The 26210-nt window shown below is 60.4% G+C and carries 23 protein-coding genes; 8 read left to right on the top strand and 15 right to left on the bottom strand.

Features of this window, described 5'->3' with window-relative positions; translation table 11 throughout:
* Position 1: 1 nt before the first annotated feature.
* The 5 genes from nirB (at position 2) to Q1A20_RS07395 (ending at position 7314) form a co-directional block, all read left to right on the top strand.
* The gene (gene nirB, locus Q1A20_RS07415; protein ID WP_299916618.1) at positions 2 to 2440 is read left to right on the top strand and encodes a nitrite reductase large subunit NirB; all 2439 of its coding nucleotides are present in this window, start codon (positions 2 to 4) and stop codon (positions 2438 to 2440) included.
* Positions 2437 to 2772, top strand: a complete 336-nt coding sequence (gene nirD / locus Q1A20_RS07410; RefSeq protein ID WP_299402612.1) for a nitrite reductase small subunit NirD — start codon at positions 2437 to 2439, stop codon at positions 2770 to 2772. The genes nirB and nirD overlap by 4 nt, the downstream gene beginning before the upstream one ends.
* Positions 2769 to 5345: a nitrate reductase gene (locus Q1A20_RS07405; RefSeq protein ID WP_299916616.1), complete on the top strand. Its 2577-nt coding sequence runs from the start codon at positions 2769 to 2771 to the stop codon at positions 5343 to 5345. The genes nirD and Q1A20_RS07405 overlap by 4 nt, the downstream gene beginning before the upstream one ends.
* A 69-nt stretch (positions 5346 to 5414) precedes the next feature.
* Complete coding sequence (gene cysG, locus Q1A20_RS07400) at positions 5415 to 6836, top strand: siroheme synthase CysG (protein ID WP_299916614.1); 1422 nt, start codon at positions 5415 to 5417, stop codon at positions 6834 to 6836.
* A 61-nt stretch (positions 6837 to 6897) separates the two neighbouring features.
* Positions 6898 to 7314: a heme-binding protein gene (locus Q1A20_RS07395; RefSeq protein ID WP_298974176.1), complete on the top strand. Its 417-nt coding sequence runs from the start codon at positions 6898 to 6900 to the stop codon at positions 7312 to 7314.
* A gap of 3 nt (positions 7315 to 7317) precedes the next feature.
* On the opposite strand, the gene Q1A20_RS07390 is transcribed toward Q1A20_RS07395, so the two are convergent.
* The 5 genes from Q1A20_RS07390 to Q1A20_RS07370 all read right to left on the bottom strand — a co-directional run bounded on the left by Q1A20_RS07390 (position 7318) and on the right by Q1A20_RS07370 (position 12365).
* Positions 7318 to 8049, bottom strand: a complete 732-nt coding sequence (locus Q1A20_RS07390; protein WP_298974178.1) for a cytochrome b561 domain-containing protein — start codon at positions 8047 to 8049, stop codon at positions 7318 to 7320.
* Positions 8049 to 8921, bottom strand: coding sequence for a carbohydrate ABC transporter permease (locus tag Q1A20_RS07385; RefSeq protein WP_298974180.1), 873 nt, complete (start codon positions 8919 to 8921; stop codon positions 8049 to 8051). Before Q1A20_RS07385 ends, Q1A20_RS07390 begins: the two co-directional genes overlap by 1 nt.
* The gene (locus tag Q1A20_RS07380; protein WP_298974182.1) at positions 8921 to 9838 is read right to left on the bottom strand and encodes a carbohydrate ABC transporter permease; all 918 of its coding nucleotides are present in this window, start codon (positions 9836 to 9838) and stop codon (positions 8921 to 8923) included. Before Q1A20_RS07380 ends, Q1A20_RS07385 begins: the two co-directional genes overlap by 1 nt.
* 72 nt (positions 9839 to 9910) lie before the next feature.
* Positions 9911 to 11248, bottom strand: coding sequence for an extracellular solute-binding protein (locus Q1A20_RS07375; RefSeq protein WP_299402602.1), 1338 nt, complete (start codon positions 11246 to 11248; stop codon positions 9911 to 9913).
* Positions 11249 to 11282: 34 nt separating this feature from the next.
* Positions 11283 to 12365: an ABC transporter ATP-binding protein gene (locus tag Q1A20_RS07370; RefSeq protein ID WP_299916612.1), complete on the bottom strand. Its 1083-nt coding sequence runs from the start codon at positions 12363 to 12365 to the stop codon at positions 11283 to 11285.
* 196 nt (positions 12366 to 12561) lie between these two features.
* On the opposite strand from Q1A20_RS07370, the gene Q1A20_RS07365 reads away from it, so the two are divergent.
* On the top strand, positions 12562 to 13599 hold the full coding sequence (locus Q1A20_RS07365; protein ID WP_299402599.1) for a LacI family DNA-binding transcriptional regulator: 1038 nt from the start codon (positions 12562 to 12564) through the stop codon (positions 13597 to 13599).
* On the opposite strand, the gene Q1A20_RS07360 is transcribed toward Q1A20_RS07365, so the two are convergent.
* From Q1A20_RS07360 to Q1A20_RS07350, 3 genes are all read right to left on the bottom strand, one after another.
* Positions 13596 to 14606 carry a cytochrome d ubiquinol oxidase subunit II gene (locus Q1A20_RS07360; protein ID WP_299402597.1) on the bottom strand — a complete coding sequence of 337 codons (1011 nt, stop codon included), beginning with the start codon at positions 14604 to 14606 and terminating at the stop codon, positions 13596 to 13598. The genes Q1A20_RS07365 and Q1A20_RS07360 overlap by 4 nt on opposite strands.
* Positions 14607 to 14608: 2 nt before the next feature.
* Complete coding sequence (locus Q1A20_RS07355) at positions 14609 to 15997, bottom strand: cytochrome ubiquinol oxidase subunit I (protein ID WP_299916610.1); 1389 nt, start codon at positions 15995 to 15997, stop codon at positions 14609 to 14611.
* A 128-nt stretch (positions 15998 to 16125) separates the two neighbouring features.
* Positions 16126 to 16527 (bottom strand): rhodanese-like domain-containing protein, encoded by a 402-nt coding sequence (locus tag Q1A20_RS07350; RefSeq protein ID WP_299402594.1) that lies wholly within the window; start codon positions 16525 to 16527, stop codon positions 16126 to 16128.
* 139 nt (positions 16528 to 16666) lie between these two features.
* Here Q1A20_RS07350 and Q1A20_RS07345 point away from each other — a divergent pair, with 139 nt between their 5' ends.
* On the top strand, positions 16667 to 17416 hold the full coding sequence (locus Q1A20_RS07345) for a sulfite exporter TauE/SafE family protein (protein WP_299402592.1): 750 nt from the start codon (positions 16667 to 16669) through the stop codon (positions 17414 to 17416).
* A 5-nt stretch (positions 17417 to 17421) separates the two neighbouring features.
* On the opposite strand, the gene Q1A20_RS07340 is transcribed toward Q1A20_RS07345, so the two are convergent.
* From Q1A20_RS07340 to Q1A20_RS07310, 7 genes are all read right to left on the bottom strand, one after another.
* Positions 17422 to 18567, bottom strand: a complete 1146-nt coding sequence (locus Q1A20_RS07340) for an iron-containing alcohol dehydrogenase (protein WP_299916607.1) — start codon at positions 18565 to 18567, stop codon at positions 17422 to 17424.
* A 4-nt stretch (positions 18568 to 18571) separates the two neighbouring features.
* Positions 18572 to 19945 carry an aldehyde dehydrogenase family protein gene (locus Q1A20_RS07335; protein ID WP_298974207.1) on the bottom strand — a complete coding sequence of 458 codons (1374 nt, stop codon included), beginning with the start codon at positions 19943 to 19945 and terminating at the stop codon, positions 18572 to 18574.
* 3 nt (positions 19946 to 19948) lie between these two features.
* Positions 19949 to 21313, bottom strand: coding sequence for a glutamine synthetase family protein (locus Q1A20_RS07330; RefSeq protein ID WP_298974209.1), 1365 nt, complete (start codon positions 21311 to 21313; stop codon positions 19949 to 19951).
* Positions 21314 to 21463: 150 nt separating this feature from the next.
* Positions 21464 to 22498 carry a TRAP transporter substrate-binding protein gene (locus Q1A20_RS07325; protein WP_298974212.1) on the bottom strand — a complete coding sequence of 345 codons (1035 nt, stop codon included), beginning with the start codon at positions 22496 to 22498 and terminating at the stop codon, positions 21464 to 21466.
* A gap of 47 nt (positions 22499 to 22545) precedes the next feature.
* Complete coding sequence (locus Q1A20_RS07320) at positions 22546 to 23868, bottom strand: TRAP transporter large permease subunit (protein ID WP_299402587.1); 1323 nt, start codon at positions 23866 to 23868, stop codon at positions 22546 to 22548.
* Positions 23858 to 24436, bottom strand: a complete 579-nt coding sequence (locus Q1A20_RS07315) for a TRAP transporter small permease subunit (protein WP_299402585.1) — start codon at positions 24434 to 24436, stop codon at positions 23858 to 23860. Before Q1A20_RS07315 ends, Q1A20_RS07320 begins: the two co-directional genes overlap by 11 nt.
* Positions 24433 to 25206 carry an N-formylglutamate amidohydrolase gene (locus Q1A20_RS07310; protein WP_299916604.1) on the bottom strand — a complete coding sequence of 258 codons (774 nt, stop codon included), beginning with the start codon at positions 25204 to 25206 and terminating at the stop codon, positions 24433 to 24435. The genes Q1A20_RS07315 and Q1A20_RS07310 overlap by 4 nt, the downstream gene beginning before the upstream one ends.
* 120 nt (positions 25207 to 25326) lie before the next feature.
* Here Q1A20_RS07310 and Q1A20_RS07305 point away from each other — a divergent pair, with 120 nt between their 5' ends.
* The gene (locus tag Q1A20_RS07305) at positions 25327 to 26199 is read left to right on the top strand and encodes a MurR/RpiR family transcriptional regulator (RefSeq protein WP_299402583.1); all 873 of its coding nucleotides are present in this window, start codon (positions 25327 to 25329) and stop codon (positions 26197 to 26199) included.
* Positions 26200 to 26210 lie beyond the last annotated feature (11 nt).

The raw sequence follows: 26210 nt of genomic DNA, 5'->3' as shown, positions 1-26210 counted from the left end.
TATGACCGAGAAACTGATCATCATCGGGGCGGGCATGGCCTCGGGCCGGGTGCTGGAACATCTGACCGATGAGGCACCGGATGCCTATGACATCACCCTCTTCAACGCGGAGCCGCGCGGGAATTACAACCGGATCATGCTCAGCCCGGTGCTGTCGGGCGAGAAGGCATACGACGAGATCGTGACCCATGACGATGCGTGGTATGCCGGTGCGCGCGTCACCTGCCGTTTTGGCGAACGCATCGCGCAGATCAACCGTACCGCAAAAACGGTGACGACCGAAAACGGTGACGTGCTGGCCTATGACAAGCTGCTCATCGGAACGGGATCCAATCCTTTCATGATCCCCCTGCCCGGGCATGATCTGCAAGGTGTGATCGCCTACCGCGACCTAGAAGACACGCAGGACATGATAGCAATGGGGCCGGACAATAAGGTCGTTGTCATCGGCGGCGGGTTGCTGGGCCTCGAAGCAGCGGCAGGCATGGCCGCACGCGGCGCTGACGTCACCGTGGTGCACATCATGGGCCACCTGATGGAGCGGCAATTGGACGAAGCCGCGGCCTACCTGCTGCGCAAGGCGCTGGTGGACAAGGGTATCACGGTACGATGTTCGGCCAATTCCAAGGAAATCCTCGGGCGGGACGGGCATGTGCGTGCCTTGCTGCTCGACGATGGCACGGAATTGCCCTGTGATCTCTTGGTGATGGCTGTGGGCATTCGACCCAACACCGCACTGGCGCAGGACGCGGGGCTCGCCGTCGGGCGCGGCATTCATGTGGATGATCAGATGATCACGTCGGACCCCGATGTGCTGGCCGTCGGGGAATGCATTGAACATGACGGGGCGATTTTCGGGCTGGTGGCACCGCTTTACGATCAGGCCAAGGTGGCGGCACAAACTCTGTTGGGCGCGTCTGGACGGTTCGTACAAAAGGAGCTCTCGACCAAGCTGAAGGTCACCGGGTGCGATCTGTTCAGCGCCGGAGATTTCGCGGATGCCGAAGGGCGCGAAGACATCGTTTTCCGCGATCCCGCGCGCGGTGTCTATCGCCGTCTGGTGATCGAAAACAATACGGTCATTGGCGCGGTGATGTATGGCGACACCGCAGACAGCAATTGGTTCTTTGGCCTCATCCGCGACAAGACCGACATCTCGGAGATGCGCGAGACGCTGATTTTTGGCCCGGCGTTTCAGGGAGGGTCCCCCCAGGACCCGTTGGCAGCCGTTGCAGCCTTACCGCGTGACGCGGAAATCTGCGGTTGTAACGGCATTTGCAAAGGGCAGATCGAGGATGCCATCGCGGCAGGCGCCGCTGATCTGGGGGCCGTTCGGGCAACGACCAAAGCATCCGGGTCTTGTGGCACCTGCACCGGGCTGGTCGAACAGGTTCTGGCCGTCACACTGGGTGATGACTTCGTGATGCCTGCGGCAGCCTCGGTTTGTGGCTGCACCGACATGACCCATGAAGATGTGCGCCGGATGATCAAATCGCAAAGGCTCACCTCGATGCCAGCGGTCTGGCAGGAATGCGGGTGGAAGACATCCTGTGGCTGCCACATCTGTCGGCCCGCGCTGAATTTCTATCTGCTCGCGGACTGGCCGCTTGAATACCGCGACGACCCGCAAAGCCGGTTCATCAACGAACGCAAACACGCCAACATCCAGAAGGACGGGACGTTTTCCGTGGTGCCGAGGATGTGGGGCGGGATCACCACGCCGGATGAGCTGCGCGCCATCGCGGATGCCGCGGACAAATACGCCGTGCCCACTGTCAAGGTGACCGGGGGTCAGCGGATTGATCTGCTGGGGGTACGCGGCGAGGACCTGCCGGATATCTGGGCCGATCTGAACGCGGCGGGCATGGTGTCCGGTCATGCCTATTCCAAAGGGCTGCGCACGGTGAAGACCTGTGTCGGCACCGACCACTGTCGTTTTGGCACCCAGGACAGCACCGGGCTGGGGATCAAGCTGGAAAAAACGCTTTGGGGGTCCTGGACGCCGCATAAGCTGAAGCTTGCAGTGTCGGGATGCCCGCGCAATTGCGCCGAGGCCACCTGCAAGGATATTGGCGTGGTTTGTGTGGACAGCGGCTATCAGATCAGCATCGGCGGTGCGGCGGGCATGGACGTGCGGGAAACGACCTTGCTGTGCCAGGTGGCAACCGAAGAGGAGACCATCGATGTGGTCAAGGCGGTCACGCAGCTTTACCGCGAAAAAGCCAAATATCTCGACCGGATTTACAAGTGGATGAACAAGGTCGGGATCGACTGGATCATCTCGCGCGTTTTCGAGGACGCTGCGGAGCGCGCAGCGCTGGTAGAGCGGTTCGAAGTGAGCCAATCGATTTACCGCAAAGACCCCTGGGCCGAGCACGCGACAGAGCGCGCCGAGACCTATCGTCCTGTTGCCGATCTTTCATTGGAGGCCGCCGAATGAGCCATTGGATCGATATTGCCGCCCTTGACGCCATCCCGCAGCGCGGGGCCCGTGTGATCAAAACCGGGTTGGGATGCGTTGCGGTGTTTCGCACCGGGGCGGACGAGGTTTTTGCGCTGGACAACGCCTGCCCGCATAAAGCCGGACCTCTGGCTGAAGGGATCGTGCATGGCAAGGCCGTTACCTGCCCGCTGCACAACTGGGTGATTTCACTTGAGACCGGTCAGGCGCAGGGCGCCGATGAGGGTCAGGTCGCAACTTATCCCGCGCGGGTGGAGAAGGGGCGTGTTCTGCTGGACGCGACCTTTTTGCGCGCGAGAGCCGTGGCATGAGCCTGACGCGCACCGCCTGCCCCTATTGCGGCGTGGGCTGCGGGGTTCTGGCCGCCGCGGATGGCACCATCAAGGGCGATCCAGAGCATCCCGCCAACTTCGGGCGCCTGTGCTCAAAGGGCTCGGCGCTCGGCGAGACCCTGGATCTCCAGGGTCGTCTTCTCGCCCCGCAGATCGGCAGACGTCGCGCGCGTTGGGATGAAGCGCTCGATCTGGTGGCCAGCCGGTTTGCGGATGCCATCCGTGACCATGGCCCAGACAGCGTCGCCTTCTATGTTTCCGGTCAATTGCTGACTGAAGATTACTACGTTGCCAACAAGCTGATGAAAGGCTTCATCGGATCCGCCAACATCGACACCAATTCACGTCTGTGCATGGCGTCGTCCGTCGCCGGGCACAAACGCGCCTTTGGCACGGACACGGTGCCCGGCACCTACGAAGATCTGGAGGAGGCCGACCTGATCGTTCTGGTCGGCTCCAACCTGGCCTGGTGCCACCCGGTCTTGCATCAGCGCATCGCAGCGGCAAAAGCCAAGCGCCCCGACCTGCGGGTCGTGAATGTCGATCCGCGCCAAACGGCCACGTCTGAACTGGCGGATATGCACCTGCGCATCGCACCGGACGGGGACATCGCGCTCTTTAACGGGCTGTTGGCCCATCTGGTGGATACCGGCGCCACCGATCAAACCTATGTTCAGGATCATGTGGGCGGCGCACGCACCGCCATTGACGCCGCGCGGTCGACCAACCCCTTGGACAGCGGCCTGACAAAGGGGAATCTACAACGTTTTTTTCAACTGTGGGCGCAGACAAAAAAGGTCGTCACCGTCTATTCGCAAGGGGTCAACCAATCCGCCTGCGGCACGGATAAGGTCAACGCGATCCTGAACTGTCATCTGATCACAGGACGTATCGGCAGACCCGGATGCGGCCCCTTTTCGGTCACAGGGCAGCCCAACGCCATGGGCGGACGTGAGGTGGGCGGGTTGGCCAATATGCTCGCCAATCACCTCGACATCGAAAACCCGGACCACCGCGACGCCGTTCAGACCTATTGGCAAAGCTCGACGATCTGCACCAAGCCAGGCCTCAAAGCCGTCGATCTCTTTCAGGCCTGTGCCAGTGGTCAGATCAAGGCGCTATGGGTGATGTCCACCAATCCCGCGGTCTCAATGCCGGATGTCAGCGGCGTGGCGCGTGATATTGCAAACGTCCCCTTTGTGGCCGTGTCTGACATCATGGCGCGCACGGATACCGGTGATCTGGCGGACGTGCGCCTGCCCGCGACCGGTTGGGGAGAGAAAAACGGCAGCGTGACCAATTCGGAACGGAGGATTTCGCGACAGCGAGCCTTTCTGCCAGCCCCCGGCGAGGCACGCCCCGATTGGCAGATCATCTGCGATGTGGCTGCACGGATGGGTTGGAGGGACGCTTTTGCTTATACGTCACCTGACGCCATTTTTGCGGAATACGTCGGGCTGGCGCGCGCGACACGTCACTTCGGGCGCGATCTTGATCTGAGCGTGTTTGAAAACGCCGACTATGAGGCTTTGCGCCCCACGCAATGGCCTGAGAACGGCAAGCGTTTCTTTGCGGACGGCAAGTTCTTTCATCCGGATGGCAAGGCCAGAATGCTTCCCATTGCCACCCCCCGTCGGATGGCGCAGCGTTTTACGCTGAACACAGGCCGGAACCGCGACCAGTGGCACACGATGACGCGCACCGGGAAATCCGCACGACTGGGGACACATCTTGCTGAACCTTATGTGGAAATTCATCCGGGCGATGCCGCCAGCCTGGGGATCAAAGCGGCAGATCTCGTTCAGGTGGACAGCCTGTATGGCCGCGTTGTGCTGCGCGCTCTGATCACCGACCGCGTGGCCCCGGCACAGCTCTTTGCCCCAATGCACTGGACAAGACAGCGCGCCGCTGCTGGCCTGATCAATAGCGTCATCGCGTCGGACGTCGATCCGGTCTCGGGTCAGCCAGCCCTGAAATCGAGCCTTGTGACGGCCAAAAAGTTCAATGCCAAATGGTTTGGTTTCGCCGCCAGTGTCAACGAGATGGTCCCGCACGGACCCTATGCCGCAGTCGCCAAAACGCAAAGCGGTTGGCAAATGGAATTGGCCGACACCGACATGCCCGTAGACTGGGAAACCCATGCGCGGCAGATCATCGGTATCACCTCAGGCGAAATCGCGGTAGTGGAGATCCCGATCTCCGGCGTGGTTCGGCTTGCTATTGTCGAGGATGGTCTGCTCAAGGCAGTGTTTTTTGCGGCAACGGAACCGGTCGCCCTGTCCCGTAGCGAAGCGGTCGGGCTGCTGGGGACACCCGTGGATGCGCTCACTGCGCTTGCCGGTCGGCCAACGGCGGGGCGCAGGGATCCGGGTGTGACCGTTTGCGCCTGCTTCAATATTGGCCGCAACACGCTGCTGGAGGCGGCGAATGCGGGTGCCGCGAGTATTGACGCATTGGGTGAAATGACCTGTGCGGGCACGAATTGCGGGTCTTGCAAACCGGAGTTGGCGGCCCTTTTGCAACAGGTGATCAAACCGATGGCCGCAGAATGACACCCTGATTTCGAAAACCCGCCCTCCCGTTGCATGCCCAAAAGGCGCTGCTCAAGAAAGGCAAGTCACGTGAAGACATTCCCAATGTTCCTGCAAATGGCCGGGCGACGCGTGGTCATCGTCGGCGGGGGCGAACAGGCCGCCCAAAAGACCCGGTTGATGCTCAAGACCGACGCGCAAATCCACATCGCAGCACCGGATCTGGACGATGAGCTGACCGCGCTGGCACGCGACGGCCGCGTCCTCCATCAGACCGGGCCTGTCACAGATGAGACCTTTCAGGGCAGCGCGCTGGTTTTTGTCGCGACGGGCTGCCCGGGCGCGGACGCGGCGATCCAAACGCTGGCAAAGGCCACCGGGAGCCTTGTCAACGTGGTGGACCAGCCAGACCTGTGCGACGCGATCACCCCGTCGATTGTCGACCGCGATCCGGTGGTTGTGGCCATCGGGACCGAAGGCACCGCACCCGTTCTGGCACGTCAGATCAAGACACGCATGGAGCAGGTGCTGGAGCCGGGCCTGGGACGTCTTGCGGCCCTCGCCGGTCGCTTGCGCCCTGCAGCCGCCGCGCGTCTTGCCCCCCGCGAAAGGCGCGACCTATGGCGTTGGGTGTTTGCCGGTCCTGCGCGTGAAGCCCATGCGCGGGGCGCCGAACGGGATGCCGCCCGCATGATCAAGGACGCCCTGCAAACGGGTGATTTCGGCGCGGGCACAACGGGCAGCGTCGCGCTTGTGGGGGCCGGACCCGGGGCGCGGGATCTGATCACACTGCGCGGCGTCCAGCGCCTGCAGGAGGCGGACGTGATCTACTATGACCGTCTGGTCGATCCGGGCATCCTCGAACTGGCGCGGCGCGACGCCGAACGCGTCTACGTGGGCAAGGCGCCCGGATGCCATAGCTGGCCGCAGGACCGGATCAGTTCTGTTTTGGTCTCATCAGCACGGCAAGGCAAGCGATGTGTGCGCCTGAAATGCGGCGACCCCGGTATTTTCGCCAGAGGCGCCGAGGAAATCACCGCCCTGGAAGCGGCTGGCATCCCCTTTGAGATTGTCCCCGGCGTGACGGCGGCGAGCGGTGCAGCAGCTGCCTGCAATGCGATGCTGACCGAGCGTGGTGAGGTGGATACCCTGGTCTTGACCACCGGACACCGGCATGACGGACCGCATGCACCGGCCTGGCTGGCGCATGTGCAGCCTGGCGCTTCCATCGCGCTTTACATGTCGGTGGCCAGCGCGCCGATGATCCAGGATTTGCTGGTGCGGTCGCCCTACGCTGCACATATTGAGGTGACCCTGGTGTCGAAAGCACAGAGCCCCGCGCAAAAGATTGTCTCCTGCCACGTCACGGAATTGGCCGATGCCCTGACGCAAAATGACATGCAGGACACAACGATGATCTTGCTGAAGCTGCGCAAGTCATCTTGCCTGCGAGCGGGTCCACCGGCCCCCGGAACCACAGCGGCACCGGAATTGCGCGCCGTCTCTTCCTAGTGCGCGCAAAACCCTTCATGATGGCGCAGCTTGCATCAACGTTCATCAGAAAGTGCCGCCAATGTCCCCTACTCAACCCTCGCGCATTCTCACCCATGATGCGGTGATGACAATGCTGTCCGCCGCCATCGCCGAAGCGGAAAGCCACGGGCAACCGCAATGCATTGTCATCGTGGATGCGAGCGGCGAACTGCTCGGCGAAATTCGCATGACCGGCGCCAAGTTTCTGAGCCGCAAAAGTGCACGCTCCAAAGCGCTGACGGCGGCCTCGATCCGCGCGGCCACAACCGCGATACCGGACGCCGTGCGCCAAGCCATCGGCATGGCCACGGGCGGACATATGACCGGGCTGCCCGGGGGTCTGCCGATCATGATCGAAGGAGAGTGCATCGGTGGGATCGGGATCGGGTCCGGATCAGGGGATCAGGATGTTGCCGTGGCCACCGCAGCGTTGAAGGCAATCGGCGCGGATATCTGACGCCTAGTTTGCGGGGTCTTTCTCGCGGTATCCGATGCGCCGCGACACCCCGAACCCGATGGGCTTGCGCTTATTGCCGGGGAGCGCCGGATCAGGCCCCCAGATGGCCTGATAGGTATCAACCGCCATGCCCCGGTTTTGCAGGATGACGGAGGCCGCCAACAGGCCGGACCACCAGATGGACAGGCAAAGCCACATCCAATTGGGCGCATTGGCTTGCCAGAGACCGGTCAGGACAGCGGCAACAGAGAGCGCCAGCGCGACGTAGCCTGCAGCCTTGTGAACATACTCGAACGCAAGCCTGCGGGGCGTCATATCATAGTGATCCCCGTGTAATGAACCATCTGGCGCGGGCGCTGTGGGGCCGCCTTTTGTCCCGCGCAGAATGCCGCCACAGACCTGCACAACCGCCAACGCAAGAGCTGCCCAGCCGAGGAAGGCATGCGGCCCCGCCTTGATGGTCAAAGGCGGCGCAGACAGGATCAGCCCCAGCCCCACAACCATCAGCAGGGTGGCGGTATACTGGCAGATGCGGTGGGTGTTCCACCAGAAATGACTGTCCAGGGTGCGCGGCCAGTCCTGTCCCGGCGTAATCTTGAAGTACCGGGCGATGAAAATACCCAGCGGGACCAATACCCCCCAGGCGAGGACCATCACGCGGGCATGCCAGCTCAGATGCCAGCCCACATCATGCGCGCTTGCCGCATCCATGGGGGCAAGCAGCCAGTCCCACATCAGCCTTTCACCGCTCCTGCGGTCATACCGGTAATGATCTGCCGCGACGCGACAAAGGTGAAAATAATGGGCGGGATGGCGAGCAACATGCCAGTGGCCATGATCACGCCCCAGTCGATGTCAAATTCGGTCATGGAATTCACAATTGTGACCGGCACGGTGCGGGAGTTGCGATCCGCCAGCGCATTGGCCAGCAGGAATTCGTTCCAGGCAACCCGGAATGTGAAGATCGCCGCGGCGGCCAGACCCGGTTTGATGAGCGGCAACACCACGAGGAAAAACACCTGAAATGGCCCCGCCCCATCCATGCGCGCGGCTTCTTCGAGCTGGATCGGGACCTGCACGATGAAGCTTTGCAGGATCCAGATCACGAACGGCAGGTTCATCGCCACGTATACTAGGATGATCCCGGCGCGTGTGCCGTCGATCTGGAACTGGAAGGTCCAGATGCCAAAGACGGGCACCAGCAGCACCGCCGGCGGCACCATCCGCATCGCCAGCGTGGCGAGCGACACGCTATCGCGTCCCATGAACCGAAAACGCACCAGCGCATAGGCCGCCATGCAACCGATCACCAGTGTCAGCACGGTCGAGACCAGCGCAATGATCAGCGAGTTGACCAGCGCGCGACCAAAGGTTTTGTCGCAATAGTCGATGTGCGGCGCTTCGTACCAGAGGAAATCGCAGAGCGCCGTTTCATAGTTGCGCAGCGTCGGCATGAAAATGAGCGACGAGGTGTCGGACATGATGTCCACGTTCAGCTTGAGCGAGGTCATCAGCATCATCGCGATGGGCCCGACGGACATGACCACAAGGGCGACAAGCAGCGCGTAAAATGCCGGGTTCTGGCGGTCGTAGGTCTTCGCCGACATCACAGATCCTCCTCAGCAGCTTTGCGCAGCCGCGCGGCGCGGACTTCCATCGCCTTGTTGTAGAAAAACATGCCGAAGGTCAGGATCATCAGCAGGATCAACAGGTAGTTCGACATGGCCGCCGCTTCGCCCAACTCACGGAATTCCGAGGCCGTGCGCGAGATGCGTAAGGATAGGATTTCGGTCGACAGTCCCGGCCCGCCATTGGTCAGCACCAAGATCACTTCAAGCACCTTGAAGGCATCGATCAGACGCAGCAGCAGCGTTACAATCAGCACCGGCAGCATCAGCGGCAGCTTGATGTAGATGACCTGCTGCCAGCCGGTCGCGCCATCGATGCGCGACGCCTCCATCGCCGATTGCGGCAGGGATTGCAGCGCGGCCAGCGAGAGGATGAAGATAAACGGGGTCCACTGCCAGACGTCCGCGATCACCACCGAGGCAAAGGCCCAGTTGCCATCTGAAAGCCAGGGCACCGGATCGAGCCCCATTGATTTCAGCGTGCGGTTAAAGATACCGACGGTGGGGTGATACATATAGCGCCACATCAGGCCGACAACGATGGGTGCGATCATCATCGGCAGGATGAAGAGCGTGCGCAGAAGGGACATGCCGCGGATATTGCGGTCAAGCAGCAGCGCCAGCCCGACGCCCAGAAACATCTCCAAAGACACAACGATGGCGGCGAATTTCAGCGTGACCCAAAAGCTTTCCCGAAAGCTCGCGTCGCTCAGAAGGTTGATGTAATTGCGCAGGCCGACGAATTCAGCTTCGCCGATCCGCTGGCTCGGGTTCCAGTCCAGAAAACTGGCGTAGATCATATAGCCAATGGGGTAGAGCAGCGCGACCGCCATGATGATGGCCGCAGGAGCCAGGAACAGATAGGGTGTCAGCCTGTTGACGTTCGCGCTTTGCATGTCTCAGAAATCCATGGGCGGGGAGTGCGCCGGGCGACCTGTGCCGCCCGGCCAGCGTTTGGGAGGAAACGCTTACTGCCAGGTGTAGTATCCGGCCTCATCCATGATGGCGCGGGCCCGTTCGGCCACACCATTAAGCGCTTCCTGCGGGTCAAGCCCCTCGGTCAGCACCTGGCTCATGGTGGTCCCGATGTCGGCATTGATCTTGCCCCATGTGGGAATGATCGGGCGCCAATCGGGGTCGGCATATTTCAGCGCCTCGCCAAAGGTTGCGGAATAGGGATACTTCTCGTTCAGTTCCGCGTTCTCATAGGTGGAGAAGCGCGACGGGTTGCCGCCCGCCATGGCCACCATCAGGTCACCTTTCTTGGAGGTCAGCCACTGCATCAGCAGGAAGGCCGCTTCCTTGTTCTGGGCGTTCTTGGGAATAGCAATGCCGAACCCACCGGTTTGCGAGCCACGACGCACACCTTCGGGGTGCAGCGCATAGCCGACGTTGCCCGCTACCTTGGACTTGCTGGGATCTTCAAACCCTGCGGCAAAGGCGATGGAATCCATGAACATGGCCGCCTGGCCTTGGCTGAAGGCTGCCGCAGCTTCTGCCGGGCCGAATGTCTGCGACCCTTCAGGGCCGCAATCCACGATGGTCTTCAGCGCATTTGCGGCGGCGACACCCGCCTCATTGTTGATGATCGGTTCCCAGTTGTCGTCAAATACGCGCCCGCCCAGAGGGGCAAGGTGCAGCAGGAACGCGTGGCTGGCCTGGTGACCGGAGGCTGCGCGCGACGCCATGCCGCCCATGCCCGGTTCGACCTCGGGGATCTTGCACGCCGCGTCGAGCAATTGATCGTAGGTCTCAGGCGTTGCGATCCCGTGCTTTTCAAAGATGTCTTTGCGGTAGGCCAGCACCGATGTTTCAGACCCGAAAGGAATGCCGAAAAGCGATCCGGTTTTGCCCGGCAGATAGCCTTTCTTGCCGCCTGCGATCCCGATATTGGCCACATAGCCGTCAATCAGATCTTCGGCGTCATAATTAGGGTCCGCCAGCTTCGGATTCATGAAAAACCGCGCCAGGTTTTCCAACTGATCGGCAAAAACGTAATCCGCCTTGGAGAAGACCACATAGGCGATCATGTCGTAATCGCCCTCGTCCTTGGTCAGCTCCAGGGTCTGCCGCTCACGCATCTTGAGGTATTGCAACTGGTCCACTTCGACCTCAATGCCCGTCTCCTCGGTGAAGGCGGGCAACACCTTCATCATCGCGTTGTAATGCGGGTGCGCCGGTACGTTGATCACAAGCGTGGTGCCCGCGTAGGGCGCATAGGGCCCGCCGTGACCATCGGCCAGCGCCAGTCCGGCCATGGAAACCGACAGCGCGGTGCCCGTCAGGATTGTCTTGAGTGATAGCATTCTTCAGTCCTCCCTAGATGCTATTTCTGATGTGTCAGAGCTTGAGCCCGGACGTCTTATCGAAAATCATGAGCTCATCGGTGAGCACGCCAAAGGTCTGCGTGGTCCCGGATTTCACAGGAGCCGCGCTTTGCGTCTCAACCAGGATTTCGCCACCGCCACAGCGTGTGACCAGAACCGATTGCGCGCCCAGATATTCGGAAACAACAATGCGCAACTCGATGGGTGCACCCTGCGTCAGATCGGTAGTGAAACTCGACGGGCGCAGGCCCAGCGTGATCTGGCGGTCCCGTGCGTTCTGAACCCGGGCGCTGGTTTCGGCATCCAGCGGCAGATGGAAGCCATCCCCCCGCACCCAAACGGTGTCCTGTTCCGAGACCAACTCCCCATCAACGAAGTTCATCGTCGGTGAGCCAATGAACCCCGCGACGAATTTATTCGCCGGTGATTTGAAAAGCTCCTCTGGCGAGCCCTGTTGCTGGATCAGCCCATCGCTCATCACCACAATCCGGTCACCGAGCGTCATCGCCTCGACCTGATCGTGGGTCACATAGACCATGTTCTTGTCGATGGTGTCGCGCATCTCGGCCAGTTCGGCACGCATCTTGCCCCGCAGCTTGGCGTCCAGATTGGAGAGCGGTTCATCAAACAGGAACGTGCCCGCGTCGCGCACCAATGCCCGCCCCATCGCAACCCGCTGCCGCTGCCCACCCGAAAGCTCCGCCGGTTTGCGGTCCAGCAGATGCGCGATGTTCAGCATCTCGGCGACGCGCTGCACTTTCTCTTCGATCTCCGGCTTGGAGACCCGGGCCAAACGCAGCGCGAAGGACATGTTCTTGGCAATATTCATGTGCGGATAAAGCGCGTAGTCCTGAAAGACCATCGCCAGATCACGCTCCTTGGGATCAAGTTTGCTGATCGGTTTGTCATCGAAATAAATCTCGCCGCCCGACAGGGTTTCCAGCCCGGCCAGCATCCGGAGTGTCGTCGATTTCCCACATCCGGACGGACCGACGAGCACCGTGAATTCACCATCGTTCAACGCCAGGTCAAAGGGTGGCAAAACTTCAACGGCACCGTAGCTCTTGGCGACCTGATCAAAGACAATTCGTGGCACGCAAGTCCCCCCAAATGCGCTCGCACCTGCTCGTGAAATGAGCCCAAGCGATTACAAATAGAGTGCCCGCCGTGAGGAAATTCAGGAAGGACAAAAACCGAAAACTACGTTAACGTTAACGCAAATCACGTGTTACACGCTGAAAATAATGATAAATCTGAACCGAAGTAGAGAAGAGAAGAAAGCGCTACCAGGGATGTCCAGCCAAGCAAAACCAACAAAAATCGAGGATGTCGCCCGCAAAGCCGATGTCAGCATCATGAGTGTATCCCGCGCCATCCGGGGGGTGGAAGGGGTTTCGGAGAAGAAGCGCGCGGAAATTCTCAAGATCGCCCGGCAGATGAAATACATGCCCAATAGTGCGGCACGTTCCCTCGCCGTGGCGAACTCAAATCTGATCGGCATATCGCTGCCAACCTTCGCCGGAGAGGTCTTTGCCGAGATCCTGAACGGCATGCGCCAGACCTTCGATACGGCGGGCTATTCCAGCGTGATCGATACCACTGAATACAACCGCGAGGCTGAGCTCAATTGGGTGCGCCGGTTGTTGTCCTGGCAGCCGGCGGCGATTATTCTGACCGGTATCGATCACCACCCTGAAACCCGCGAGCTGCTCAAGGCCTCCCCCATTCCAGTGCTGGAGATTTGGGACCACACGGATGATCCCATCGATATCTGCGTCGGCATCGATCACTTTCAGGCGGGCCGGATGATCGGCGAGCATGCGATCTCCTTGGGGTATCAGCGGCCTGCCTTTGTCAGCACACCGCGGGGGCATGACAAGCGCGCCGATGCCCGCCTCGAAGGCATTCGCGATGTCTTTGCCGAACAAAGATCAACCGCGGTGATTGCGGAGCGCCCGGCGCTTGGCAACGCTTTTGTCACTGGGTTTGATGGCACCGCCAGCCTGTTGTCAGACTATGCGCCGGATGTGATCTGCTATCTGAACGATCACATGGCCTTTGGCGGTTTGATGTGCTGCCAGGCAAAGGGATTTTCGGTGCCAGAGGACATTGGCGTCATCGGGTTTAATGCGCTCGATCTGGCCTCCGTCTTGCCGATCAAACTGACCACCGTGCGGACTCTGCGGCGATTGATGGGCATCACCGGCGCGCGCAACCTCTTGGCGCGGATCAACGGCGTGCCCACCGAACAGAGCAAGGTTCTGCCCCTGGAATTCCAGGCGGGTCAGACCACGCGGCTGCAGACCGACAACGACCGATTGAGGGGCTAATCGTATCTGAGCTCCGTCGCTTTGCCGCGGAAGATATAGTAGGACAGCACCGTGTACCCCAGGATCGCTGGAAGCACGAAAAGCGTGCCCAACAAGATGATGAACAGACTTTCCGGGGCAGCGGCGGCCTCGTAGATGGTGATCTGCTCAGGCACCACATAGGGGTAGAACGAATAGGCCATCCCCGCAAAGGCAAGCGCAAAGAGCGCCATGGCCGCGACGAACGGCCCCCAGGTCATGCGGTCCTGAACCTTCGCCAGCTGATTGATCTGCCACCACAGATATACGACCAGCGCGCCGGACAGGATCGGCATGGGTGACAGGTATAGAAATTCAGGCAGGCTGAACCATTTGTCGAAGATGCGCGGGCTGACGAATGGCGTGGCGAGGGAAATCGCGCCGATACCCAGGATCAGACCCCAGATGCCCCCCTTTGCCCACCGCACCGCGTGCATCTGTAAGACTCCGTCGGTCTTGGCGATCAGCCAGGCGGCACCGATGAAGCTGTAGCCCACAGTCAGGAACACCGCCGTCAGCAAGGCAAATGCCACATGAGACACCGTCCACGTCAGACCCATGACATACATGCCGAGCATGAACCCCTGGCTCATGGAGGCCATCAGCGATCCTGCGAAGAATGCTGCGTTCCACCTCGGTTTCTGCGACAGCGGTGCCTTGGCCCGAAATTCGAAGGACACGCCGCGCAGGATCAACCCGACAAGCATGATGAATACCGGCAGGTAGAGCGATGTCAGAATGATGCCGTGCGCGGGTGGAAAGGCCACCAGCAGCAGACCAATAGCCAGCACCAGCCAGGTTTCATTGGCATCCCAGAACGGCCCGATGGACGCCACCAGCCGGTCTTTTTCAAGATCATCGGCCAGCGGCATCAGCAGTCCAACCCCAAGGTCGAAACCATCCAGGATCACATAGATCAGGATGGACAGCCCCATCAGTGCGGCAAAGGTCCAGGGCAGCCAAATGGCGGGATCGCCAAACATCTCCATGGCTATTCTCCCGGGTGCAGCACGGCCACTTCGGCTTCGCCGCCGCGTGGGTAGGTGCGTGTTGAGAGCGGCTCGCCACGTGACGCCTTGCGCGCCAGATAGGTGATGACCGCGATGTAGGCGATGATCAGTGCGGCGTAGATGACCAGATAGCCGATCAGAGTGCCCAGCACCATGCCCGCAGGCACGTCACTGACGGCGTCCTTGGTGCTCAGAACCCCTTGCACCAGCCACGGCTGACGCCCGATTTCGGTGGTATACCATCCCGCCAGCGTCGCAATCCAGCCGCTGAAACTCATCGCCGTAAAGGCATAGAGCGGCAGCGCGGGCATGTCGCCAGCGCCATATCTGCGCAGGAAATAAAGCCCGGCCCAGGATAGTGCCAGCATCGCCAGGCCGGTGCCCACCATCACACGGAAGCTGAAGAACACTGGGGCCACGCGCGGGTGCAGCGTAGTACCATCTTCGGCCACAAAGTCGTTGAGCCCCGGCACAACGCCGTCTGCCTTGTGGGTGAGGATCAGGGAGGCGCCGTTTGGCACGGCAATCTCGAAGCGGTTCTCGCGCGCGTCTTCATCCGGCAGGGCGAAGAGCACCAGCGGCACATTCGGCCCGGTTTCCCAATTGGCCTCCATCGCGGCAACCTTGGCGGGTTGATGCTCCAGCGTGTTCAGACCATGGAAATCGCCCGCTAGAATTTGCAGCGGGATCAGCGCGGCGGCGGTAATGATGCCAAACCGCAAGGTCGATTTGACGCTCTCCGCCCGGTCGCCCCAGAGCAAGCGCAGCGCAGAGATGCCCGCGATCAGGAAGGCAACGGTGAGACCGGATGCCAGCATCATGTGCACAAAGCGATAGGGCATGGAGGGGTTGAACACGATCTCCCACCAATTGGTGGCAAAAACGATCCCGTCACGCAATTCATAGCCCTGTGGCGTGTGCATCCACGAATTCAACACGATAATCCAGAAGGTCGACATTGTGGTCCCGAAGGCGACAAGGAAGGTCGCCATCGTATGTACCCAGGGTTTCACCCGTGAGGCACCAAAGAGCATGATCCCGAGGAAGACCGCCTCCAGAAAGAAGGCCGTCATCACCTCATAGGCCAGCAACGGCCCCGCCACATTGCCAACGGTTTCCATGAAACCCGGCCAGTTGGTGCCGAACTGGAAGGACATGGTGATGCCCGACACGACCCCCATCGCAAAAGACAGCGCGAAGATCTTGACCCAGAACATATAGGCGTCCATCCATTTGCTCTCGCCCGTCGCATTAAAGCGCAGCTTGAAGAACAGCAGGACCCAGCCCAAAGCGATCGTGATCGTTGGGAACAGGATGTGAAACGATATATTCGCACCAAACTGGATGCGAGACAGGAGTAAGGTGTCCACGGGATCATTCCTCGATTGTCGAGTGTTAGACGAGTCGTGTCTGTATCCCGCAAGATAGTTTTCGAAGTCTGAAAATCAGGGCCGTGCGACGAATTGCGCCTATTGCCAAAGGCCTGACGGGGCGTTGGTCAATCTTTCGGGTCTGGGAACGCGACAGGGCCACCCTGTTTCTCCCAGGTCGAAAACCCCTCTTTCAGATGCGCGGCGTCAAAGCCCATGTCCTGCAAGGTTGCGGTCGTCAGCGCAGAGCGCCAGCCCGAGGCACAATGGAAGACGAATTTCTTATCTTCGGCAAAAACCTCTTTGAAATAAGGGCTATCGGGGTCCACCCAGAACTCGATCATCCCGCGGGGTGCGTGAAAACTACCCGGGATGAAACCGCTGCGTTGCCGCTCCCGCACATCGCGGATGTCGACGACAACGACGTCTGGATCCTCCAGCATGGCGATCAGATCCTTGGTCTCGATTTCCTCAATACGGGCACGCGCATCTGCGACCATTTGCGCAGAGCTGGTTTTCAGGGCGGGCATAGCAGATCCTTTGCGGTGGTAGGTGCAGACGCGACACTGCCACAGCGCAGGACCCGCGACAACGGCCCAGACATGCGATTGACACGCCTGCCGCTTTCGGACGATCTAGAACGGGCAGACACGAGCAGGGCGAAGCACTTTGGACTATTGGACCACTCTCATTGTGGCAGGTGCTGCGTTTCTGTTTTCCGGCGCCGTCAAGGGGCTCGCCGGGATCGGTATGCCCACCGCGGCCATCGCGCTGATGACCCTTTTCCTTGACCCGCGCACGGCCATTGCACTGGTTCTGTTCCCGATGATCGGCTCCAACGCCTGGCAGGTCCTGCGCGCGGGCCAATTGCAGCGCACCGCACGCCGTTATGCCGTCTTTGCCGTCGTGCTGCTGGGCGGCGTGACCCTGACGGCCTTCGCCACGCAGAACACCGGTGATCGTGCCCTGCTGGCGGTGCTCGGTCTGGTGATCCTGTTTTTCGTTGCCGTTTCATGGCGTGGATTGGTGCCGCCCCTGCCCACGCACCATGATCGGTCCGCACAGATTGGCTTTGGCCTCTTGGCGGGCGTGGTGGGCGGCATGACAGCCGGTTGGGGCGCGCCGCTGGCCATGTATCTGGCCACCAAACAGGTCAACAAGGACGAATTTGTGCGCGCCACGGGGTTCCTGATCTTTGTCGGCAGCCTGCCGCTTTGCCTGGCCTACATCCAGCTGGGGTTCATGACCGGCCCGCTTGCCGGGGCGTCGGCCTTGATGCTGATCCCCACGCTCGTCGGCTTTTCACTGGGCGAGATCTTCCGCAACCGACTGTCGGCTCAGGCGTTTCGCGAAGCGATTCTGATCGTTTTTGTCTTCATGGGGCTGAATCTGATCCGCCGCGCCATCTGGTATGGGTGATCCCGTCAGAAACAGCTTTCCAGCAACTCGGTGGTGTTTTTCACGGTCATTTTCACCGGATTGCCGCCACAGCTTGGATCCTGCAGCGCAGATGCCACCAGAGCGTCCATATCCGGCTCGGTCACCCCCAACGCCGTCAGGTTTGCCGGGATCCCAAGCTTGACGTTCATCTCACCCACAAACTTGTAAAACCCATCAAAGCCACCGGAAATGCTGAGGTAATTCGCGGCCCGCGCAAGATGTTTGCGTACCCGGGGCCTGTTGAACATCAGCACCTGCTGCATGACCACCGCATTGGTCGTCCCATGATGCGTGTGGTGCACCGCACCAATGGGATGGGACAGCGCGTGAATGGCCCCCAGCCCTTTTTGAAACGCGGTGGCCCCCATGGCGGCCGCCGACATCATATGCGCCCGCGCCACCAGATTGGTGCCATCCTCAAAGGCGGTCAACAGATTGTCCTTGACCAACCGCATGCCTTCCAGGGCGATCCCCTGGCTCATCGGGTGGTAATGCGGCGAACAATAGGCTTCCAGACAATGGGCAAAAGCATCCATGCCAGTGCCGGCGGTGATCGCTGGCGGCATGCCCACGGTCAGCTCCGGATCGCAAATCACCACGGCGGGCAAGATCTTCGGATGAAAGATGATCTTTTTCTCATGGGTTTCCGAATTGGTGATGACGCTGGCGCGCCCCACTTCGGAGCCGGTCCCGGCCGTGGTCGGCACCGCGACAATCGGTGCAATCGCGTCTGCATCCGCCCGTGTCCACCAGTCGTCGATGTCTTCGAAATCCCACAACGGGCGCGTCTGCCCGGCCATGAAGGCAATGACCTTGCCCAAGTCCAGCCCCGACCCACCGCCAAAAGCCACCACGCCATCGTGCCCGCCCTCGCGGTATATGGCGACACCTTCTTCGGCGTTCTGCTCGGTCGGGTTCGGATCGACATCCGAGAACATGGCCCGACCCAACCCCGCTGTGGTTAAGAGTTCCAGCGTGGCTTGGGTGATCGGCAGATCGGCGAGCCCCTTGTCGGTCACCAGAAGCGGTTTCGTGATCCCGGCAGCAGTACAGGCCTCCGCGATTTCGGAAATACGTCCGGCGCCAAAGCGCACGGCGGTGGGATAGGACCAGTTGGCAACAAGGGACATCAGATCAGGCCTTTTTCAGATGATATGATTTTGGACGTGTCAGATTGTGGTAGCCGATGACAGACAAACCACCCCCCCGGCCCGTATCCTTGCAGCCGGTCCAGCACAAGCCCGGATCAAGGTAATCGGCGCGGTTCATGAAGACGGTGCCGGTTTCGATGCTGTCACCAATCGCTTCGGCGCGCGCGGTGTCTTTGGTCCAGAGCGAGGCGGTCAATCCATAGTCGCTGTCGTTCATCAGGCGGATGGCGTGCGCGTCGTCCTGAACAGGCATGATCCCCACCACCGGGCCAAAGCTTTCCTCTCGCATCACCCGCATCGAATGATCCACGTCTACGAGGATTTGCGGCATCAGATAGGCGCCACTGTCCTGCGGGAAGAGCGCCGGATCGATCAACGCTTTGGCCCCTGCGGCCACGGCATCAGCCGTCTGGCTGCGCACCGCATCGGCAAATCGCACCTGTGCCATGGGGCCCAGCGTGGTTTCAGGGTCCAGCGGATTGCCCAGCGTGTAGCCTTCCACGATCTTCACCGCCTTCGCGACAAACGCATCAAAATGGCGCTCGGTAACGTAGATGCGTTCGATCCCACAACAACACTGCCCGGAATTGAACATCGCCCCGTCAATCAGCGTCGCGGCGGCCGCATCAAGATCGGCGTCTTCCATGACATAGCCGGGGTCTTTGCCGCCCAGCTCCAGCCCCAGCCCGGTGAATGTGCCCTTGGCCGCCGCTTCCATGGCCCGGCCACCGCCGACGGAACCGGTGAAATTCACAAAGCCGAACGCGCGGTCGGCAATCAGGGCAGAGGTGGTCTGGTGGGTCAAGAAGACATTCTGGAACACATCCTCCGGGACGCCTGCCGCGCGGAATGCCTGCGCCATGCGTTCCCCCACCAGAGGTGTCTGGCTGGCGTGTTTCAGCATCACGGCGTTCCCGGCGATCAGCGCAGGGGCCACCGTATTAATCGCGGTCATATAGGGGTAATTCCACGGGGCCACGACCAGAATCAACCCATGCGGCACCCGTTTGATCATGCGCCGAAAGCTGTCGCTGTCCTCCAGCGCGATGTCGGCCAGCGCTGCTTCAGCAATGCCCGCCATATGCCGGGCGCGTTCGTCAAACCCGCCGAATTCACCGCCATACCGGATGGGGCGGCCCATCTGCCAGGCCAGTTCCGGCACGATCTCGTCGTTCATCGCGCCCACGTTGGCCACGCCTTTGAGCACCAGATCAATGCGTTCCCGCAGCGGTCGCGCAGCCCAGGCCACCTGCGCCGCCTTGCCTTTGGCCACCGCTTCTGCGGCTTCAAACTCGTTCAAAACGGGCCGCGTCGCATAGATCGACCCATCGATCGGGGAAATGCAAGTGATGGTCATGGCTCAGGCCCTTTCAAAGCCGCGGGCGATTTCCCAATCGGTCACGGCGCGGTCAAACTCTTCCTGCTCCCACTCGGCGCAGCGGGTGTAGTGGTCGACCACGTCGTCGCCCATCGCCGCCCGCAGCATAGCAGAGCCGCGCAGCGTTTCCGTCGCGGCGCGCAGCGTTTGGGGGATGTCGGCGGCCTTTGCATCCTCGTAGACGTCGCCCTTGGTCGGCGGGGCAAGCACCATCTTGTCCTCAATGCCCTTGATTCCTGCCGCCAACATCGCCGCCTGCGCCAGATAGGGGTTCAGGTCCGACCCGCCGATGCGGCATTCCACGCGCACGCCTTTCGTGCCATCGCCGCAAAGGCGGAAGCCTGCCGTGCGATTGTCCACCGACCAGACGGTTTTGGTGGGCGCAAAGGTGCCCTTGGCAAAACGCTTGTAGCTGTTCACATACGGGGCCAGGAAGAACGTATAGTCCGGCGCGTAGGCAATCAGCCCGGCCATATAGTGTTTCATCAGCTCGGACATGCCAAGGTCATCCTTCGCATCGTGGAAGGCAGGCGTGTCGCCTTGCCAGAGCGATTGATGCACATGAGAGGAGCTGCCGACCTTATTTGCCGCCCATTTCGGCAGGAAGCTTGCGGCATGCCCGCGTGCCCATGCGATCTCCTTGACGGCATGTTTCGCAATCGTGTGGTGATCGGCGCAATCCAGCGCTGCGGCGTAGCGAATGTTCAGCTCCTCCTGCCCAGTCTCCGCCTCGCCCTTTGTATTCTCCACCGGAATACCTGCGGCATAAAGGTGATTGCGCAGGGGCCGCATGATCCCTTCTTCCTTGGTGGTCTGCAGGATGTGGTAATCTTCGTTATAGCCGCTGATCGGCGCCAGATCGCGGAAACCGCCCTTGCGGATCTCGTCATAGCTCTTCTCGAAGAGGAAGAACTCCAGCTCTGTCGCCATCATCGCGTCAAAACCAAGGGCCTCCAGTTGCGCGATCTGTTTTTTCAAAACCGCCCGTGGATCATGCGACACGGGCGCGTGGCTGTGATGATCAAGGATATCACAAAGCACCATGGCCGTGCCTTCCAACCAAGGCATGGGCCGGATGGTGTTCAGATCAGGTTGCATGACGTAGTCGCCATAGCCAGCCTGCCAGGACGTGGAGGCGTAGCCATCGGGCGTCGCCATCTCCAGATCGGTGGCCAGCAGGTAGTTGCAGCAATGTGTCTCGGCATGGGAGTGTTCCACGAAATTCGCCGCATGGAACCGTTTGCCCATCAGTCGCCCCTGCATGTCGACAAAACAGACCAGAACGGTGTCGATGCTGCCCTCCGCCACCTGCGATTTCAACTGCTCAAAGCTCAGCGTGCCTGCCATGGGATGTTCCGTTTTCTAGAGCGTTTTGATGTCTCTTGGGCATCGCTTATCACTTTTGGCGTTTGACCGAAGGGAAAGGCAGCGAAAAATAATCCCGAATGACATTGAAATGCTGTGGGTCGGGGGCGACGCGTGCCGCCCCCGGTTGGTTTAGGTGTAGCGGTAGGGCCGTCCGGCTTTTACCATATCCGCGTTGTACTTCTTGAAGATATCCACGACTTTCGCCTTGGTTTCGCTTTCGGCGGCAATCTCGTCCCAGAACTTCAGCGCCGCGTCCTCGACCTGCTGCCATTCGGCATCGGGGATCGAGGTCAGCTCCATCTTGGTGCCATTGACCCGCAGATTGGCCTCGCCGCCCCAATACCACCACTGACGGTAATAATGCGACTGGTCCATGCAGACCTTGAGCAGTTCCTGCAGATCAGGCGGCAGCGCGTTGTAGCTTTCCATATTGGCAAAGAACGAGCCCGCCCAGGCGCCGGAGATGTTGTTGGTCAGGAAATAGTTGGTCACATCCGCCCAGCCGACGGTGTAATCCTCGGTGATGCCGGACCACGCGATGCCGTCGAGCTCGCCGGTCTGTACTGCGACCTCGATGTCCTCCCACGGCAGCGTTACCGGCACCACGCCGAACTGCGTCAGGAAGCGCCCGGCGGTGGGGAAGGTAAAGACGCGCTTGCCCTTAAGGTCTTCGAGGCTGTTGATCGGATCCTTGGTGGCGAAATGGCAGGGATCCCAGGCGCCTGCAGAAATGTGTTTGACACCCACGGCGGAATATTCTTCGTCCCAGATCTCGTTCAGGCCGTACTGATTGAAGAGCACCGGTACATCCAGGCTATAGCGCGAGGCAAAGGGGAAATAACCGCCAAAGACGGTGACTTCGGTGGGGGAGGCCATGCTGTCGTCATCCGACTGCACCGCGTCGATGGTCCCGTTCTGCATGGCGCGGAACAATTCACCGGTCGGCACCAGCTGGTCAGCAAAGAAGAGCTCGATCTGCATCCGGTCGCCGGCGATCTTGTTGAAACTGTCGATGGCGGGCTTGATCACATGTTCGGCCAATGCGGGGCCTGCATAGGTCTGCATCCGCCATTTGATCGTCGATTGCGCCAGCGCGGGTGCGGCCAGTGGGGCCGCCGCTGCCCCCGCCGCAGCAGTGGTGAGAAACTTACGTCTTGTCGTCATGGTGGTTCTCCTTGTTGAAATGAACGCCCCGTCGTCCGGGGTCTTGATTATTTTCCGTAAACATATTCTGGCAGCCACAGAGCGATCTGCGGGAAACTCATGATCAGCGCGAGACACACCAGCATCACGCCCACAAAGGGTAGAATGGAGCCATAAATGTCCCGCAGGGTAATCTCCGGCGGCGCCATCGCGCGCATCAGAAAGAGGTTATAGCCAAAGGGCGGCGTCATATAGGCGATCTGCGTGGTGATCGTGTAGAGCACCCCGTACCAGATCAGATCGAAGCCCAGCGCAGCAACCAGCGGCACGTAGAGGGGCGCGACGATCACCAGCATCGCCGTGTCATCGAGGAAGGTGCCCATCAGCAGAAAGCTCAACTGCATCAGGATCAGGATCATCCAGGGGTTCAGGCCCAACTGTTCCGTAAACAACTGATCGATGGCTTTAACCGCCCCCAAGCCGTCGAAAACCGCACCAAACCCGAGGGCGGCGAGAATAATCCACATGAACATGCAGGAGATTGCGAGGGTCTGGCGCACGGAGGTCTCAAAGACTGCGCGGTTCATCCGGCCCTTCAAAACGGCGGCCATGAAGGCCGTGAGCGCGCCGATGGCCGAGCTTTCCACCAGCGATGTCCAACCGTTCACAAAAGGCACCATCATCGCCATAAAGATCACGATGGGCAGCAACCCCGCACGCAGCAGCCGCAGTTTTTCGCCCATCGGAACGGTGCGTTCCTCGGGAGGTAACACGGGGCCGAGAGACGGGTTCGCCTTGCAGCGCAGGTAGATGTAGAGAATGAAGGCCGCGGCCATCATCAGCCCGGGCAGCACCCCCGCGAGCCAGAGCTGCCCCACCGGCTGCCGCGCGATCATCGCATAGAGCACCAGCACCACCGAAGGCGGCACCAGGATCCCCAGCGAAGATCCGGCCTGGATCACCCCTGTGACCATCCGCTTGTCATAGCCCCGCCGCAAAAGTTCGGGCAGCGCAATGGTAGCACCAATGGCCATGCCCGCCACGCTCAACCCGTTCATCGCCGAGACCAGCACCATCAGCCCGATGGTGCCGATCGCCAGCCCGCCCGATACCGGGCCCATCCAGACGTGGAACATGCGATAGAGATCATCGGCGATCTTTGATTCCGACAGCACGTAGCCCATGAAGATGAACATCGGCAGGGTCAGCAGCGGATACCATTTCATCAGCTTCATTGCGGAAGAAAACGGGATGTTCACGCCGCCCGGCGTCCAGAGCAGCACCGCCGCAATCGCCGCCACACCGCCGATCGCCCCAAAGACGCGCTGGCCCGTCATCAGCATCAGCATCATCGAGGCGAACATCAGGATCGCGATCATCTCATACGACATGCAAATCAACCTCGCGCAATGTCGCGATGTCCTTGATCAACTCGGAGATTGCCTGGAGCAGCATCAGAAAGAAGCCTACGATCATGACCGCCTTGATGGGCCAGATGTAGGGCCGCCACGCGGTGCTGGAGCGTTCCAGCCGCCCGATCTCTTCCGACCCCGTCAGCAGGCCCGCGAAATAGCTGAGCGGCTCCTGACCCCAATACCCCAATGAATAAGCGGTGGACCCGAGGCCGCCATAAAGCAGAATGCCCAGATAGAAGATCAGCAGCAGCACGGTGAAGGCATCAAACCACGCCTTCTTGCGCACCGACCAGTTGTGATAAAATAGATCCATCCGCACATTCGCCCCCAATTGCACCGCATAGGGACCGCCCATGATGTAATAGGCGACCATCGCGAATTGCGCGATCTCAAGTGTCCAGAGCGAGGGAAGAAAGAACGTCTTGGAAATCGACGACCAGAGCAAGATGCCCATCATGACAAAGATGCCGTACATCATGATCCGGCCAATCCGGTAGTTCACCGCATCCACGACGCGCACATAAAGACCCGCCAGACGCCTCATGTCTGCGCCTCCACCGCGCGGGTCGCCGCAATCGCCTGTTGCAGCCAGGGTGCGAGCATGTCTGCGATGGCCACCTGATCCCGAGATGTCGCGATCAGATCGTTGCGCACCTCCAGCATGACATTCGGCAGCCCCTGTTTGACCCCATGTTCCTTGAGCGTATGGGTCACGCCGTCCTGCGGGCCGTAAGGTTGATTGCGTTCGGTTTTCAGCGTGGTGTGTTCGGCAGCACGGGCCAGGATCGCATCGGCGAGCCTAGCATCGGCATCGTGAAGCACGCCGAGCTGCACCCCGCGCGGGTGCCCCATATAAACCGGCGTAAAACTGTGAATGGTGATCAACACATTTGCATGTGTGGCCTCCAGCGTTTCGGTGATGGCGGCCCTGAAGGGCGCATAGACTTCCGCGATACGCACCGCTTGGTCGCGTGCGCTCAACGACGCATTGCCCGGAATATCGAACACTTCGCTGCGCGTTGGCATCGCGCCTGCAGCATCCGGTGGGCGATTGCAGTCATAGACCAGACGCGACACGCCACCGGCGACCAAGGCTGCGTCCAGCACCTCCGACAACCGGCTTGCGACCCCCAACGCACCGGGGTCCCAGGCGACATGGCTTTGACGCACGTCCTCGCTCACACCCAAACCGGCGAATTTCGCGGGGATGTGATTGGACGCATGTTCGCAGACCAGCACAATGCCGGAAGCACCGCTCTTGCGGCTCACAATGGCTGGCCTCAAGCCCGCGTCAGACGTGGTGTTTGGCGTCATTCGTCCCCCTGTTGGCACAAACTTCTTGCCGGATCGGGATTCTGTCAACACAATAATGAAACTATCCTTTCAGTTTGCAAGCAACTGTAACAATACTCGTCAAAAAGAAGGCAGCGCCCTGTGGAAGACGCCGAACAGACCATCGCGGACCGTATTCAGGCCCGATTGGAAACCCTGACCCGCGCAGAGCGACAATTGGCGCATTCAATTCTGGAAAACTATCCGGCCTCCGGTCTGGGCCCGATTTCGGCGCTGGCCAATGATGCGGACGTCTCAACCCCCACAGTGGCCCGAATGGTGCAGAAACTGGGGTTCAAGGGCTACCCCGAATTTCAGTCAGAGCTGCGCGAGGAACTGAAGGCGAAGGTCAAAAACCCGATCGCCAAACACGACACCTGGGCCGAAGGCGCCCCATCGGGCCACATGCTCAACCGCTTTACCGAAGCGGTCATCGACAACATTCGCTATTCGCTTGGGCAGATCGACACCGGAGATTTCGATGCCGCCTGCGCGCAGCTCGCAGACACCACCTCAAAACTGCACATCGTCGGCGGGCGCATTACCCACACGATGGCGGAATATCTGTTTTTGCACATGCAGATGATCCGCCCCGACGTGATCCATATCCAATCCACCTCGAACGCCTGGCCACACTATCTGCTGGACGTGAAAGAGGGCGATACCTTCGTGATTTTCGACGTGCGGCGGTATGAGAGCAACACGCTGAAACTGGCAGAAATGGCCCGCGGCAGGGGTGCGCGCATCATCCTGTTCACAGATCAATGGCGATCACCCATTCACAGCCTCGCGGATATCTGCTTTTCCAGCCGCATCGTTGTGCCCTCGGCTTGGGATTCTGCGGCAACGACACTGCTTCTGGTCGAAACGGTCATCGCCGCTGTTCAGGATTTGATGTGGTCGGACACCAAGGAGCGCATGCAAACCCTTGAAGACATGTTCGATCAAACCAAACTCTTCCGCAAGTTCACCTGAACGCTGCGAAG

The sequence above is a fragment of the uncultured Roseobacter sp. genome (genome assembly GCF_947501835.1).
Lineage (GTDB): Bacteria > Pseudomonadota > Alphaproteobacteria > Rhodobacterales > Rhodobacteraceae > Roseobacter.
Note: the sequence above shows the minus strand (reverse complement) of the source record. Positions and strands in the feature narration are given on the sequence as shown.

Bases quoted from the DNA above. Each gene is read 5' to 3' on its own strand.
- nirB (WP_299916618.1), top strand. From the start codon at position 2: ATGACCGAGAAACTGATCATCATCGGGGCGGGCATGGCCTCGGGCCGG.
- nirD (WP_299402612.1), top strand. From the start codon at position 2,437: ATGAGCCATTGGATCGATATTGCCGCCCTTGACGCCATCCCGCAGCGC.
- Q1A20_RS07405 (WP_299916616.1), top strand. From the start codon at position 2,769: ATGAGCCTGACGCGCACCGCCTGCCCCTATTGCGGCGTGGGCTGCGGG.
- Q1A20_RS07395 (WP_298974176.1), top strand. From the start codon at position 6,898: ATGTCCCCTACTCAACCCTCGCGCATTCTCACCCATGATGCGGTGATG.
- Q1A20_RS07390 (WP_298974178.1), bottom strand. From the start codon at position 8,049: ATGTGGGACTGGCTGCTTGCCCCCATGGATGCGGCAAGCGCGCATGAT.
- Q1A20_RS07385 (WP_298974180.1), bottom strand. From the start codon at position 8,921: ATGTCGGCGAAGACCTACGACCGCCAGAACCCGGCATTTTACGCGCTG.
- Q1A20_RS07380 (WP_298974182.1), bottom strand. From the start codon at position 9,838: ATGCAAAGCGCGAACGTCAACAGGCTGACACCCTATCTGTTCCTGGCT.
- Q1A20_RS07375 (WP_299402602.1), bottom strand. From the start codon at position 11,248: ATGCTATCACTCAAGACAATCCTGACGGGCACCGCGCTGTCGGTTTCC.
- Q1A20_RS07365 (WP_299402599.1), top strand. From the start codon at position 12,562: ATGTCCAGCCAAGCAAAACCAACAAAAATCGAGGATGTCGCCCGCAAA.
- Q1A20_RS07360 (WP_299402597.1), bottom strand. From the start codon at position 14,606: ATGGAGATGTTTGGCGATCCCGCCATTTGGCTGCCCTGGACCTTTGCC.
- Q1A20_RS07350 (WP_299402594.1), bottom strand. From the start codon at position 16,527: ATGCCCGCCCTGAAAACCAGCTCTGCGCAAATGGTCGCAGATGCGCGT.
- Q1A20_RS07340 (WP_299916607.1), bottom strand. From the start codon at position 18,567: ATGTCCCTTGTTGCCAACTGGTCCTATCCCACCGCCGTGCGCTTTGGC.
- Q1A20_RS07335 (WP_298974207.1), bottom strand. From the start codon at position 19,945: ATGACCATCACTTGCATTTCCCCGATCGATGGGTCGATCTATGCGACG.
- Q1A20_RS07330 (WP_298974209.1), bottom strand. From the start codon at position 21,313: ATGGCAGGCACGCTGAGCTTTGAGCAGTTGAAATCGCAGGTGGCGGAG.
- Q1A20_RS07325 (WP_298974212.1), bottom strand. From the start codon at position 22,498: ATGACGACAAGACGTAAGTTTCTCACCACTGCTGCGGCGGGGGCAGCG.
- Q1A20_RS07320 (WP_299402587.1), bottom strand. From the start codon at position 23,868: ATGTCGTATGAGATGATCGCGATCCTGATGTTCGCCTCGATGATGCTG.
- Q1A20_RS07315 (WP_299402585.1), bottom strand. From the start codon at position 24,436: ATGAGGCGTCTGGCGGGTCTTTATGTGCGCGTCGTGGATGCGGTGAAC.
- Q1A20_RS07310 (WP_299916604.1), bottom strand. From the start codon at position 25,206: ATGACGCCAAACACCACGTCTGACGCGGGCTTGAGGCCAGCCATTGTG.